Below are 12,979 nucleotides of genomic sequence, written 5' to 3'. Positions count from 1 at the left end.
CAGGTCGCGTGGGAGGGCGAGCCCTCCCACGGCAGGGTCACACGGCGGCAGGGCGCAGCGAGTAGGTTTTCAACTGGTGGGCAAAATCCCGCAGGGATTGGATGCCACTGGCTTCGGCTTCGTGTACCCATTCCTTGATGGCCGCCAGCATGTCGTGACCATTGGCGCTGGTCTTGACCCAGATCTGTTGCAGCGCCAGACGCTTCTCGTAGATCACCTTCAGCGCCTGGCTGTGTTCCAGCATGCTTTGGATGCGCAAGTGATGGCGATCATCCAGCAGGCTGGTTTCCCGCGACAGCAGGCGCTTGGCCCGATGGAATTGGTGCCGCACCGAGTGATCGACTTTTTCCAGTTCCTGTTTGACCAGCGGGCCAATCACCAACTTGCGGTACTGGGCCATGATCTGGAAGCGGTTGTTGAGGATCGCCATGGCGGTGTCCATGTCCAAATGGCCTTTGCCCTCCACGCGATGGGCAATCGGCGCCACGCGCTGCACCTTGGCCAGGCGCAGGAAGCTGAACACCTTGATCCACGCCCAACCCAGGTCGAACTCCCATTTCTTCACCGACAACTTGGCGGAGTTCGGGTAGGTGTGGTGATTGTTGTGCAGTTCTTCACCGCCGACGATGATGCCCCACGGCACCAGGTTGGTGGCCGCGTCGCGGCATTCGAAGTTGCGATAGCCCACCGCATGGCCCAGGCCGTTGATTACGCCGGCAGCCCAGAACGGGATCCACATCATCTGGATCGCCCAGATAGTGATGCCGATGGTGCCGAACAGCAGCAGATCGATCACGCCCATGATCGCCACGCCCAGCAGTGGGTAGGGGGTGTAGAGGTTGCGTTCGAGCCAGTCGTCCGGGCAGTTCTTGCCGTAGATACGCAGGGTCTCGGGGTTCTCCGCCTCGGCGCGGTAGAGTTCGGCACCCTTGCGCAGGACGGTAGACAGGCCCTTGATCACCGGGCTGTGGGGGTCGTCGACGGTTTCGCATTTGGCGTGGTGTTTGCGGTGGATGGCGGTCCACTCGCGGGTGTTCTGCGCCGTGGTCAGCCACAGCCAGAAGCGGAAGAAGTGTTTAAGCCCGGCATTGAGCTCCAGGGAGCGATGGGCGGAATAGCGGTGCAGATAGACGGTGACCGCAATGATGGTCACGTGGGTCATCAACAGAGTGACTGCCACCAGTTGCCAGGCCGACAAGTCAAGAAAACCGTTGTACCACATAGGCTGTATGGCCCTCAGATAAAGAAAAGAACAGCTCACGCATTATCACTAAGCCTACAGAGAAAACCAGCCGCCCTTTCAGATAAGACTTACTGGATGTTTCTTATTCTATAATCCGCAGCTTCGTGGGGCGATTCTGTTTTTTGGGTAAGGATTACTGAACCTATGCTGCTTTCATACCGAGGTGCCCTGCGCGCGGGGCTGGTATATCTGCTGGTTTCCGTCTTATGGATCGGGCTCACGCAGCGTGTATTGATCGAGTTCTTCGATAACCCCAACGACATGAGTCAATGGATGCAGGTGCGCGGCTACGTGTGGGTGGCCATTACAGCGCTGGTGATCTCCCTGATATGCGCGCACTTCGCCCGGGCTCACCTGCTGTTGCAGCCGACCAAGGAGCACCGCGAGCGCCTGCGCCAGGCCGCCGCCGTGTTCGATTGCACTCGTGAAGGCGTGCTGGTCACCGATGCCCAGGGCCTGATCGTGCACGTCAATCGTGCGTTTATGGAGATCACCGGATACCGGCGCGACGACGTGATGGGCCAGCAGCCGAGTTTGTTCAAGTCCGGGCGCCATTCGTCGCTTTTTTACCAACAGATGTTCCAGGCCTTGGAGCGCACGGGCGAATGGAGCGGTGAAATCTGGAATCGGCGCAAAAGCGGCGAAATCTACCCGCAATGGCAAACCATCCGGGTGATTCACGATGATCATGGCCACATCAGCCATTACGTCGCGGTGTTTTCCGATATCAGCGCCATCAAGAACTCCGAGCACGAGCTGGCTCACTTGGCGCACCACGACCCCCTGACCGATCTGCCCAATCGTCTGCTATTCACCGACCGCACCGAACAGGCGCTGGCCTCGGCGCAAATCCACAAACGCGGTTGTGCTTTGCTGTTGCTCGACCTGGATCACTTCAAAATCATCAATGACAGCCTCGGCCATAACGTCGGCGATCAATTGCTCAAACTGGTCGCCGAGCGGCTGCAGAGCCTGTTCGGCCCCGGCGTGACCCTAGCGCGGCTGGGCGGGGATGAATTCGCGGTGCTGGCGGAAAGTTGTCCACAGGTGGTGCAGGCCGCGGCATTGGCTCAGCGCATGCTCGATGTGATGAAGCAACCGTTCATCTTTGACGGCCATCAGTTGTTTGTCAGTGCCAGCATCGGTATCAGTTTGTTCCCCAACGACGCCCTCAGCGCCGAACAATTGTTGCGCAACGCCGATTCCGCACTGTTCAAAGCCAAGGGCGTCGGTCGCGAAAGCTACGCGCTGTACACCGAGGAACTCACGGCCCATGCACAGAACCGCGTGGAGGTGGCCAGCGAGCTGCGTCGCGCCCTCGAACAGCAGGAACTGCGCGTGTATTACCAGCCAGTGCACGACCTGACGGGCAGCCGCCTGGTGGGCTTGGAAGCGTTGGTACGTTGGCAGCACCCGGAGCGCGGCCTGGTGCCGCCCATCGAATTTATCCCGATTGCCGAACGCACCGGCCTGATCGCAGAGATCGACGCCTGGGTCATGGACCAAGCCTGCCGCCAGATGTGCCAATGGCTGGCCGACGGCCTAAGGCTGAGCTTTGTCGCCGTCAACGTGTCCAGCCGCCTGTTCGCCCGGCGCGAGCTGTACGAGCAAGTCGCCCAGGTGCTGCATGACACCGGTTTGGACCCGGCATTCCTGGAACTGGAAGTCACCGAAAGCGCGGTGATGGACGACCCCGAGGCGGCCCTGGAACAGCTGCATCGCCTGCGCGAATTGGGTTTGCGCCTGGCGATCGACGACTTTGGCACCGGCTATTCCTCCCTGCTGCGCCTCAAGCGCCTGCCCGTGCAGAAGCTCAAGATCGATCAGGGGTTTGTCGCCGGGTTGCCATGGGATGAAGACGACATGGCGATCGTGCGCGTGGTCATCGCCCTGGCCAAAAGCATGGGCATGCAGGTGCAGGCCGAGGGTATCGAACAGGTGGAGCAGGCGCGGTTCCTGTTGGAGCAGGGCTGTGATCTGGGCCAAGGGTATTGGTTTGGCCGGCCGATGTCAGCGTCCGAAATAGATTGGCACCGCGCGCCCCTCATCCAAACTTGAAATGTGGGAGGGGGCTTGCCTCCTTTCTAACGCTCCACGCCTTGCCAGAAAATTCTTTTTGGTTATATAAAAATTCTTAAATAGTATTTTTAAGAATATTCACGCTTATCTACTATCGCTCTCACGCCGCAAGCAGTGCCGCCACTGCCAGGCACTATTCATTTCAGGAGCGAGACCATGAGCGCATCTCTACGTAGCGTCGACGGCCAGGACGAAGCAACCATCTTGCGTGAGATCCAGAGCGCCCTGCGCGATCTGCGTTTTGGCGCGGTGGAAATCACCGTGCACAACGCCCAAGTGGTGCAGATCGAGCGCAAGGAAAAATTCCGTTTGCAGAACCCCGGTAACAAACCGAGCTAAGCGCTGACGGCGATAGACCCGCAACTATAAGAAAAAGCCAACACCCCAGAATTTCAGGAGCTTCTATGTCGTCGATTCGCCGTTATGCCCTGGCCGCCCTGGCCAGCGCCGTGTTTGCCGGTTCCGCGGTTGCCAAGGACTACGAGTTGCTCAATGTCTCGTACGATCCGACCCGCGAGCTGTACCAGGATTACAACGCGGAATTCACCAGCTTCTGGAAACAGTCCCATCCCGGCGACACCGTCAAGATCCAGCAATCCCACGGCGGTTCTGGCAAGCAAGGCCGTGCGGTGATCGACGGCCTGCGCGCCGACGTAGTGACCCTGGCCCTGGCCGGTGACATCGACGAAATCGCCAAACTGGGCAAAACCCTGCCGGAAAACTGGCAGACCCGCCTGCCAGACGCCAGTACTCCGTACACCTCGACCATCGTGTTCCTGGTGCGCAAGGGCAACCCCAAAGGCATCAAGGACTGGGGCGATCTGATCAAGAAGGACGTCTCGGTGATCACGCCAAACCCGAAAACTTCCGGCGGCGCCCGCTGGAACTTCCTCGCCGCCTGGGCCTATGGCCTCAAGGCCGGCGGCAGCGAAGCCAAGGCCCAGGAATATGTGAAGGAACTGTTCAAGCACGTACCGGTGCTGGACACCGGCGCGCGCGGCTCGACCATCACCTTCGTCAACAACGGTCAGGGCGACGTGTTGCTGGCCTGGGAAAACGAAGCGTTCCTGGCGCTCAAGGAAGACGGCGGCAAAGACAAATTCGATATCGTCGTACCGTCCCTGTCGATCCTCGCCGAACCGCCGGTAGCGGTGGTGGATAAGAACGCCGAGAAGAAGGGCAACACCGAAATCGCCACCGAATACCTCAAGCACCTGTACAGCCCCGCTGGCCAGGAGATTGCGGCGAAAAACTTCTACCGTCCACGGGATGAGAAAGTCGCCGCCAAATACGCCCAGCAGTTCCCGAAACTGGACTTGGTGACTATCGACAAAGACTTCGGCGGCTGGAAAACTGCCCAACCGAAATTCTTCAATGACGGTGGCGTGTTCGACCAGATCTACACGGCGCAGTAAGCCAGCAACAACCCGCCCACAGAGCCCGCATTCAGCTGCGGGTTTTGTGTGTCCGTTACGCTAACCAAGGACTCTTATGTCGCGTCGTATCTCCCCCGTCATACCCGGCTTCGGGCTGACGCTGGGTTACACCGTGGTGTACCTCAGCCTGATCGTGCTCATCCCCCTCGCGGCGATGTTCGTTCACGCCGCTCAACTCACCTGGGATCAGTTCTGGGCCATTATTTCCGCACCCCGCGTGCTGGCGGCATTGAAGCTGAGTTTCAGCACCGCGCTGTACGCCGCGTTGATCAACGGCGTGATCGGCACGCTGCTGGCCTGGGTGCTGGTGCGCTACACCTTCCCCGGTCGCAAGATCATCGACGCGATGATCGACCTTCCATTCGCCTTGCCCACCGCCGTGGCCGGTATTGCGCTGACCGCGCTGTATACGCCGACCGGCCTGGTGGGCCAGTTCGCCGCCGACCTGGGCTTCAAGATCGCCTACACGCCGTTGGGCATCACCCTGGCGCTGACCTTCGTGACTCTGCCGTTCGTGGTGCGCACGGTGCAGCCGGTACTGGCCGATATCCCGCGCGAAGTCGAAGAAGCCGCCGCCTGCCTGGGCGCCAAGCCGTTGCAGGTGTTCCGCTACATCCTCGTGCCGGCGCTGTTGCCGGCCTGGCTGACCGGTTTCGCTTTGGCGTTCGCCCGTGGCGTGGGGGAGTACGGCTCGGTGATTTTTATCGCCGGCAATATGCCGATGAAAACCGAGATCCTGCCGCTGCTGATCATGGTCAAGCTCGACCAATACGACTACCGCGGCGCCACCTCCATCGGGGTGCTGATGCTGGTGGTTTCCTTTGTGCTGCTGCTGCTGATCAACTTGCTGCAGCGGCGTATCGAACGTCCTTAAGGAGGCGCGGAACATGTCCCAATCGTCTATTTCCGCCGCGTCCTCCAACGCCGCCCGACGTGGCAGCGCAGCGTCGCGGCGCATCCTGATCGGCTTCGGCTGGCTGGTGTTCGTGCTGTTTTTGCTGCTGCCGCTGTTTATCGTGGTGTCCCAGGGCCTGAAGAACGGCCTCGGCGCGTTCTTTACCGCGATTCTGGAACCCGATGCGCTCTCGGCGTTGAAACTCACGGTGATCGCCGTGGCCATTTCGGTGCCGCTCAACGTGGTGTTCGGCGTCAGCGCGGCGTGGTGCGTGAGCAAGTATTCGTTCCGTGGCAAAAGCATTCTGGTGACGCTGATCGACCTACCGTTCTCGGTATCGCCGGTGATTGCCGGTCTGGTGTATGTGCTGATGTTCGGCGCCCAGGGCTTCTTTGGCCCGTGGCTGCAAGAGCACGACATCCAGATCGTGTTCGCTTTGCCGGGCATCGTGCTGGCGACCATTTTCGTCACCGTGCCCTTCGTGGCCCGTGAGTTGATCCCGCTGATGCAGGAGCAGGGCACTCAGGAAGAAGAGGCCGCGCGCCTGCTCGGTGCCAACGGCTGGCAGATGTTCTGGCATGTCACCGTGCCGAACATCAAATGGGGCCTGATCTACGGCGTGGTGCTCTGCACGGCGCGGGCGATGGGGGAGTTCGGCGCGGTGTCGGTGGTGTCCGGCCACATTCGCGGCGTGACCAACACCTTGCCGCTGCATGTCGAGATTCTCTACAACGAATACAACCACGTCGCCGCGTTCGCGGTGGCGAGTCTGTTGCTGGTCCTGGCGCTCTTCATCCTGCTGCTCAAGCAGTGGAGCGAGAACCGTATCAATCGCCTGCGCGCCAGTGCGGCAGAGGAATAAGTCATGTCGATCGAAGTCCGTAACGTCAGCAAGAACTTCAACGCCTTCAAGGCCCTGGACAGCATCAATCTGGATATCCAGAGCGGCGAGCTGGTGGCGTTGCTCGGCCCTTCCGGCTGCGGCAAGACCACCTTGCTGCGCATTATCGCCGGCCTGGAAACTCCGGATGACGGCAGCATCGTGTTCCACGGCGAAGACGTGTCTGGCCATGATGTGCGTGATCGCAACGTCGGTTTTGTGTTCCAGCACTACGCGCTGTTCCGCCATATGACCGTGTTCGACAACGTCGCCTTCGGCCTGCGTATGAAACCGAAAAACCAACGGCCCAGCGAAAGTCAGATCGCGGCGAAAGTCCATGAGCTGCTGAACATGGTGCAGCTCGATTGGCTGTCCGACCGCTACCCGGAACAACTCTCCGGCGGCCAACGCCAGCGCATCGCCCTGGCCCGCGCCCTGGCGGTGGAACCCAAAGTACTGCTGCTGGACGAACCCTTCGGCGCCCTCGACGCCAAGGTGCGTAAAGAACTGCGCCGCTGGCTGGCGCGCTTGCATGAGGACATCAACCTCACGTCGGTTTTCGTGACCCACGACCAGGAAGAGGCCATGGAAGTCGCCGACCGTATCGTGGTGATGAACAAGGGCGTGATCGAGCAAATCGGCTCACCGGGCGAGGTGTACGAAAACCCGGCGAGTGACTTCGTGTACCACTTCCTCGGCGACTCCAATCGCCTGCACTTGGGCGAAGACCAGCACGTGCTGTTCCGCCCCCATGAAGTGTCGCTGTCGCGCCATGAACTGGAAGACCACCACGCCGCCGAAGTCCGCGATATCCGCCCGTTGGGAGCGACGACGCGAGTGACCTTGAAGGTGGAGGGTCAGCCCGAACTGATCGAAGCCGAAGTGGTGAAAGACCACGACAGCCTGATCGGCCTGGCCCGTGGCGAAACCCTGTTCTTCAAGCCCAAGGTCTGGCAAAAAACCTGAGAACCCTGCACTACCCAATGTGAGAATGGGGCCAATGTGGGAGGGGGCAAGTCGAATCGTCGCACCGCCCCTCCCACATTCAGACCTGTCTCGGCTTTAGATCGCGGCGCGCCACCGGGCCCGAGCGTTCTTCGATCTGCCGCTTGAGCCCCTGCCGCAACCCCAGCAAAAACGCCACCTCCGCCACCACAAACAGCGGCCCCACTATCAACCCCGAAATGTCATCCACAAACGCCGGTTTCTTGCCTTCGTAATAGTGGCCGACAAACTGAATCACCCAGCCCACCACAAACAGCCCGATGCCGCTGCTCAGCCATACCAGCGTGCTGTGCGTGGCGAGTGTGTGCCCGGCCCACACCGATAAGCCCATAAGCGCGCTCATCAACACGCCGAGCGCCAGTTCCAGACGCAAGTAAAACCATGCCGACAGCAGCGCCACGATAAGCGCCGGAGATATCCACAGGCCGCCGATAGCCCAGGTGGGGCGCGACAGCAGCACGGCGACGGCGATGACGATCAACGGGATGCCGACAAAATGGCTAGCGATATTGCGCGGGTCGCGGTGGTAGGCGGCGTATTGACTGAGGTGGTCGACGAGGCTTTTCATTGTTGTTCCTCCTGTAGGATGTTTGATCATGCCCTGTCGGACCACGCCTGACTGTCAGCTGGGCGACAATCTTCGGAGCGCTCATGAACCCAGAGAACTGGCACCGCCAATTGGTCACCGGCCACTGGTTCAGCCATTTACCGGACGATTTTCAGCGTAGCCTGCTGGCGGCCGCTCGGTTGCGCACGTTGGCGGCGGGACAGTTGCTGTTCAAACGCGGCGATCCGCCCTGTGGCCTGTATGCCGTGCTCGACGGCGCGGTGCGTATCAGCGCGGTCAATGCCCAAGGCAAGGAAGCGGTTTTGAGCCTGGTGGAAACCCCTTACTGGTTCGGTGAAATCTGCCTGTTCGACGGCCTGCCGCGCACCCATGATGCGCTGGCCATGGGGCCGTGCACGTTACTGCAGGTGTCGCAGGCAGCGATGCTCGCGCTGCTTGAGCGCCAGCCGGTGTACTGGCGGGAAGTGGCCCTGTTGATGAGCCATAAACTGCGGCTGTCGTTGATCAATATCGAACAGATGAGCCTGATGCCCGCGTCGGCGCGTCTGGCCCATCGGTTGCTGATGATTGCCGAAGGCTACGGCGAAATCGAACAGGTACGCCGCGTGCTGCAACTGCCCCAGGAAGACCTGGCGGCGATGTTGGGCCTGTCGCGCCAGACCATCAACAGCTTGCTCAAGAGCCTGGAGCAGCAGGGCATTATCGGCTTGAGTTACGGCGCAATCGAAGTGCTCGACCTGCCTGGCCTGCGGCGTGCCGCAGGCGCGTGAACTAGGAACCGCGGTAGGTGGAGAACCCGTACGGGCTGAGCAGCAGCGGAATGTGGTAGTGCTGGTCGGCCTGCTTGACCTGGAAAATCACCGGCACTTCCGGGAAGAACGTCTCGCGGTTGGCTTTTTTGTAATAGTCGCCGGTCTTGAACACCACGCGGTACTCGCCGGGCGTCAGGCTGCGGTCGGCGGGGAACAGTTCGGCAATGCGCCCTTGCTGGTTGGTCACGCCCTCGGACAGCGCTTGCCAGTGATCGCCCACCTGCTGTTCCAGGGTGACGCTGACGCCCGCCGACGGCAGGCCGTTTTCCAGGTTGAGAACGTGCACGCTCAGCGGGTTGCCGGCGGCCAGGGCCAGGTTGCACAGGCCGCTCAGGCTGAGGGCGGCGAGGGTCATGCTCAGGGTTTTCATGGGGAGGTCCTTTCGAGGGTTAATCACAGAGAAGTTTTCAGGCCCAGTTGCTCGGCGGCCTGGACTGCACAGGCTTCGTCCTGCGCTGCGCCACCGGCTCCGGCGATACCCAGCGCGCCGACCAGTTCGGCGTCGGCAAACAACGGCACGCCGCCACCGAGCAACAGCAATTCGGGCAAGGTGTTAAGGTTGGCCGCTTCCGGGTTGTTGCGGGCGCGCTCGGCAAATAGCCGGGTGGCGGTTTTGCTCGACAGCGCGGTGTAGGCCTTGCGTTGGCTGGCGAGGCTGTTGTGCGGCCCGACAGCGTCGGCGCGCAGGGCCACCAGCAAATTGCCGCCGCGATCGAGCACGGTCAGCGCGGCGTTGCAGTGGGCCAGGCTGGCATCGGCCAATTGGCGGGCGGTACGCAGATCCAAATCGGCATGGCGTGGCAATTGCGGTGCCGCTTGGGCGGCGCCGGTCAGGGCCAGGCTCAGAAACAAAGCAGTGCGATACATGGTGAAAGCTCCGTTGAACAGGCCACCACGGTAGCCAGTGAACGGGGTCAGAAGCCGCACAATTGGATGACAGGTTTGTCATTAAACCCAGAGGTAAGGCATGCAGGTGTTGTTAGTGGAAGACCAGCCGCAGCTGGCGCAACGCATGGCCCAAGGCTTGAGCGAGGCGGGTTTCGCCGTAGAAGTCGCGGCCAACGGCATGGCCGCGCAGCGCTTTGTGGAAAGCAGCGTGTACGACCTGGTGATCCTGGACGTGATGTTGCCGGGCCTGAATGCCTGGACGCTGCAGCAGGCGATCCGACAGCAGGGCGACACGCCGCTGTTGTTCTTGACCACACCGGGCGGGATCGAAGATCGCCTGCGCGGGTTGGAACTGCATGAGGATGACTACCTGCTCAAGCCCTTTGATGACAAGGCTCTGGTCGCGCGGGTCAAGAAGCTGTTGCGGCGCGAGCGTGGGCGCTAACCCAGGCCTTCTCTGAACTGCCCCGGCGTCATCCCCGTCCAGCGCTTGAACGCGCGGTTGAAGCTGCTGGTATCGGCAAACCCTAATAAATGGCTGATCTCGGCCAACGAACACTGCGGATCGCGCAGGTGCTGCAACGCCAGGTTCTGCCGACATTGGTTGAGCAGCGCATCGAACCGACAGCCTTCATCCGCCAGGTGCCGTTGCAGGCTGCGCAGGCTCAGGTGCAGGGCTTGGGCAACGCGTTCGGCGCTGGGCTCGCCGTCCGGTAATTGCGCTTCGATAACCGCCCGCACCTTGCGCTCCCAGGTCAGCGGTTGCAGTTGGGCGAGGGTGCGTTTGAGCACGGTTTCGTTGTGTTCGGCCAGCTCCGGGTTGGCGTCGTCCAGGTGGCTGTCGAAGTCGCGCGCGGCGAATTCCAGGCGGTCTTCGTCGGCGGCGAAAAATACCGGCGCGCGGAACACCGTTTGCCACGGCGTCGGGTCGGCCGGCGGCGGGCGGCGCAGGTACACGGCCAACGGCGCGTAATCCCGACCCAGGCGATTGCGGCAGGTGCGCACGTAAATCGCCGCGAACGCATCAATGGCCTCCAACGCTGGCGCCGGGCTGCCTGGCGGTTGCAGCAGGCGAAACCGATAACGCTCGCCATCGCCGCTCAACTCCAGGGTCAAGGCGTCACTGACCACCGGGTGGTAACGCACGATGCGTTCGAACACCTCGCGCAAACTGCCGCTGGCCACCAGCGCATAGCCCAACGCATGAAACGTGGTGGGGCTGACAAACCGCGACACCCGCAGACCGATCGCCGGATCGCCGCTGGCCTGCACCGCCAATTCCCACAGGCGCGTGGTGGCCGACAGCGGGTAGCGCGCGTTGGGGTCCTCCATCAGCTGCGGATCGAGCCCGGCCTCGCGGCATAGCGCGGCGCTGTCCAGGCCCAAGGCATCGAGCTGCTTGCGCAAGGCGCGGGTCCAGCTGGCGAGGGAGGTGGGTTCGGTCATGGCGATTGGCGTTTGCGGTCAACAGGTTGGCGTGTGGGGCTAGCGTCCTGCGCAAGCGCCTGGTGCAGGATGTAAACCTCGATAAACAAGAGGATGGGAGCATGGACGGTACTTCTGCAAGTCCCCAATCGCTGAATGCACAACAACGTTCGGCGCACATTCGCGAAGTCGTACTCGCCGAAGGCGTGCGCTTGCGCCAGCAATACCCCTGGCTGCTGCATCAGGACGCGCTGGGCGCGGGCATCCTGGCCTTTGCGTTGCTGGGCATGCTCGGCTCGGCGGCGCTCTACATTACCGGGCATATGGCCTGGTGGGTATGCCTGCTGCTTAACGCATTTTTTGCGTCACTGACCCATGAGCTGGAACATGACCTGATCCACAGCATGTACTTTCGCAAGCAACGTGTGCCGCATAACCTGATGATGGCGCTGGTGTGGCTGGCGCGGCCGAGCACCATCAACCCATGGATTCGCCGCCACTTGCACCTCAATCATCACAAGGTCTCCGGCACCGAGGCCGACATGGAGGAGCGCGCAATCACCAACGGCGAACCGTGGGGCCTGGCGCGCCTGTTGATGGTGGGCGATAACGTGATGTCGGCGTTTATCCGCATGCTGCGGGCCAAGACTTGGAGCCATAAATTCAAGATCCTCAAGCGCGCGCTGCTGGTCTACGCGCCGCTGGCGCTGCTGCATTGGGGCGCGTGGTACGTGTTTCTCGGGTTCCACGCCGCCAACGGTGTCGCCAGCTTGCTCGGCGCGCCCATCGAATGGTCGGCGGGCACCTTGCAGATGATGCACGTGATCGACATCGCCGCCGTGGTGATCATCGGGCCCAATGTGCTGCGCACGTTCTGCCTGCACTTTGTCAGCTCCAACATGCACTACTACGGCGATGTGGAACCGGGCAATGTGATCCAGCAAACCCAGGTGCTAAACCCATGGTGGATGTGGCCGTTGCAGGCGTTCTGCTTCAACTTTGGCAGCACCCACGGGATTCATCATTTTGTGGTGAAGGAACCGTTCTATATCCGCCAGATGACGGCCAAGGTGGCGCATAAGGTCATGGCCGACATGGGCGTGCGCTTCAATGATTTCGGCACATTTGCGCGGGCCAATCGGCTTGAGCCCATGGCGGCGCCCAATGCAGGCCTCAACCCGGCGGAAACGGTGCTGCGCTAAGGTGCGGCGGCCGGTTGAGGTGGCGAGTCTGGCCACCCCCGTGCTCAGTCGTTGACGGCACGGATGTGGGCGGCCAGCTCGGCCAACGTCGAATCGTCGGCCCGGGCGCAGTCATGGGATGAGAGATAGCCCTCATAGCGATCAAAAAACTTATCCACGCGGGAACTGATTTTTTTGAAGGCGCTGTCCTCGCCCGTTCCGTGCATCGGGAACAGTTTGGCGTGCAAATGATCGACGCCATAACCCTCCAGAATCATGCCGGTCCTCGCCACACCCGCGAGCGCCCGGTCAATCAGCAGTGCGGTCTTCTTGGCCGCAACCACCAATTCGCACAGCACCTCGTCCGACTGGGCAAACCCATAGCTGCCGTAATGAGCCTTGGGAATCACCACGCTGAACCCTGGGGTGTTGGGAAAGATGGAGAGGAAAGCCATGTGGCTCTGGTCTTCCCATAACAGGTGGGCAGGGGCGGTGCCGCGGGCGATGTTGCAGAAGATACAGTCCATCAGACGACGTCCTCGTTTTCGTCAAAGGGGCGGGTGGAGT

The 12,979-nt window shown here is 61.3% G+C and carries 15 protein-coding genes; 9 read left to right on the top strand and 6 right to left on the bottom strand.

Going from position 1 to position 12,979, the window contains the following annotated elements; all coding sequences use genetic code 11:
• Nucleotides 1-37 precede the first annotated feature (37 nt).
• Complete coding sequence (desA, locus tag ABX75_RS04045) at nt 38-1,222, bottom strand: delta-9 fatty acid desaturase DesA (protein WP_034095308.1); 1,185 nt, start codon at nt 1,220-1,222, stop codon at nt 38-40.
• A gap of 165 nt (nt 1,223-1,387) precedes the next feature.
• Between desA and dibA the strand changes: the two genes are divergently transcribed.
• The 6 genes from dibA (at nt 1,388) to ABX75_RS04015 (ending at nt 7,499) form a co-directional block, all read left to right on the top strand.
• Nucleotides 1,388-3,301: a phosphodiesterase DibA gene (gene dibA / locus ABX75_RS04040; protein ID WP_047881491.1), complete on the top strand. Its 1,914-nt coding sequence runs from the start codon at nt 1,388-1,390 to the stop codon at nt 3,299-3,301.
• Between the two features lie 177 nt (nt 3,302-3,478).
• Nucleotides 3,479-3,661 (top strand): sulfur starvation response protein OscA, encoded by a 183-nt coding sequence (gene oscA / locus ABX75_RS04035; protein ID WP_007941032.1) that lies wholly within the window; start codon nt 3,479-3,481, stop codon nt 3,659-3,661.
• 65 nt (nt 3,662-3,726) lie between these two features.
• The gene (locus ABX75_RS04030; RefSeq protein ID WP_034095310.1) at nt 3,727-4,737 is read left to right on the top strand and encodes a sulfate ABC transporter substrate-binding protein; all 1,011 of its coding nucleotides are present in this window, start codon (nt 3,727-3,729) and stop codon (nt 4,735-4,737) included.
• A 76-nt stretch (nt 4,738-4,813) separates the two neighbouring features.
• Complete coding sequence (gene cysT, locus ABX75_RS04025) at nt 4,814-5,632, top strand: sulfate ABC transporter permease subunit CysT (protein ID WP_034095311.1); 819 nt, start codon at nt 4,814-4,816, stop codon at nt 5,630-5,632.
• Nucleotides 5,633-5,645: 13 nt separating this feature from the next.
• Complete coding sequence (cysW, locus tag ABX75_RS04020; RefSeq protein WP_034111277.1) at nt 5,646-6,515, top strand: sulfate ABC transporter permease subunit CysW; 870 nt, start codon at nt 5,646-5,648, stop codon at nt 6,513-6,515.
• 3 nt (nt 6,516-6,518) lie between these two features.
• The gene (locus ABX75_RS04015) at nt 6,519-7,499 is read left to right on the top strand and encodes a sulfate/molybdate ABC transporter ATP-binding protein (RefSeq protein WP_034095313.1); all 981 of its coding nucleotides are present in this window, start codon (nt 6,519-6,521) and stop codon (nt 7,497-7,499) included.
• A 79-nt stretch (nt 7,500-7,578) separates the two neighbouring features.
• On the opposite strand, the gene ABX75_RS04010 is transcribed toward ABX75_RS04015, so the two are convergent.
• The gene (locus ABX75_RS04010; RefSeq protein ID WP_034095314.1) at nt 7,579-8,106 is read right to left on the bottom strand and encodes a DUF962 domain-containing protein; all 528 of its coding nucleotides are present in this window, start codon (nt 8,104-8,106) and stop codon (nt 7,579-7,581) included.
• Between the two features lie 83 nt (nt 8,107-8,189).
• On the opposite strand from ABX75_RS04010, the gene ABX75_RS04005 reads away from it, so the two are divergent.
• Complete coding sequence (locus tag ABX75_RS04005; RefSeq protein WP_047881490.1) at nt 8,190-8,876, top strand: Crp/Fnr family transcriptional regulator; 687 nt, start codon at nt 8,190-8,192, stop codon at nt 8,874-8,876.
• Between the two features lies 1 nt (nt 8,877).
• Here ABX75_RS04005 and uraH read toward each other — a convergent pair whose 3' ends face one another.
• Entirely contained in the window at nt 8,878-9,288 is a 411-nt protein-coding gene (uraH, locus tag ABX75_RS04000; RefSeq protein ID WP_034095316.1) for a hydroxyisourate hydrolase, read from the bottom strand.
• A gap of 23 nt (nt 9,289-9,311) precedes the next feature.
• Entirely contained in the window at nt 9,312-9,785 is a 474-nt protein-coding gene (locus ABX75_RS03995; RefSeq protein WP_034095317.1) for a heme-binding protein, read from the bottom strand.
• A 100-nt stretch (nt 9,786-9,885) separates the two neighbouring features.
• Here ABX75_RS03995 and ABX75_RS03990 point away from each other — a divergent pair, with 100 nt between their 5' ends.
• A complete protein-coding gene (locus ABX75_RS03990; RefSeq protein ID WP_034095318.1) occupies nt 9,886-10,251 on the top strand; it encodes a response regulator transcription factor in 366 nt (121 codons plus the stop codon).
• On the opposite strand, the gene ABX75_RS03985 is transcribed toward ABX75_RS03990, so the two are convergent.
• Complete coding sequence (locus ABX75_RS03985) at nt 10,248-11,252, bottom strand: AraC family transcriptional regulator (protein ID WP_034095319.1); 1,005 nt, start codon at nt 11,250-11,252, stop codon at nt 10,248-10,250. The two genes, ABX75_RS03990 and ABX75_RS03985, sit on opposite strands and share 4 nt — an antisense overlap.
• Before the next feature lie 101 nt (nt 11,253-11,353).
• Between ABX75_RS03985 and ABX75_RS03980 the strand changes: the two genes are divergently transcribed.
• Nucleotides 11,354-12,433 (top strand): fatty acid desaturase, encoded by a 1,080-nt coding sequence (locus ABX75_RS03980; protein ID WP_034095320.1) that lies wholly within the window; start codon nt 11,354-11,356, stop codon nt 12,431-12,433.
• A gap of 44 nt (nt 12,434-12,477) precedes the next feature.
• On the opposite strand, the gene ABX75_RS03975 is transcribed toward ABX75_RS03980, so the two are convergent.
• A complete protein-coding gene (locus ABX75_RS03975) occupies nt 12,478-12,939 on the bottom strand; it encodes an HIT family protein (protein WP_047881489.1) in 462 nt (153 codons plus the stop codon).
• Between the last annotated feature and the right edge of the window lie 40 nt (nt 12,940-12,979).

Origin of the sequence: Pseudomonas sp. ARP3 (genome assembly GCF_001029595.1) — a bacterium.
GTDB lineage: Bacteria > Pseudomonadota > Gammaproteobacteria > Pseudomonadales > Pseudomonadaceae > Aquipseudomonas > Aquipseudomonas rhodesiae.
Note: the sequence above shows the minus strand (reverse complement) of the source record. Positions and strands in the feature narration are given on the sequence as shown.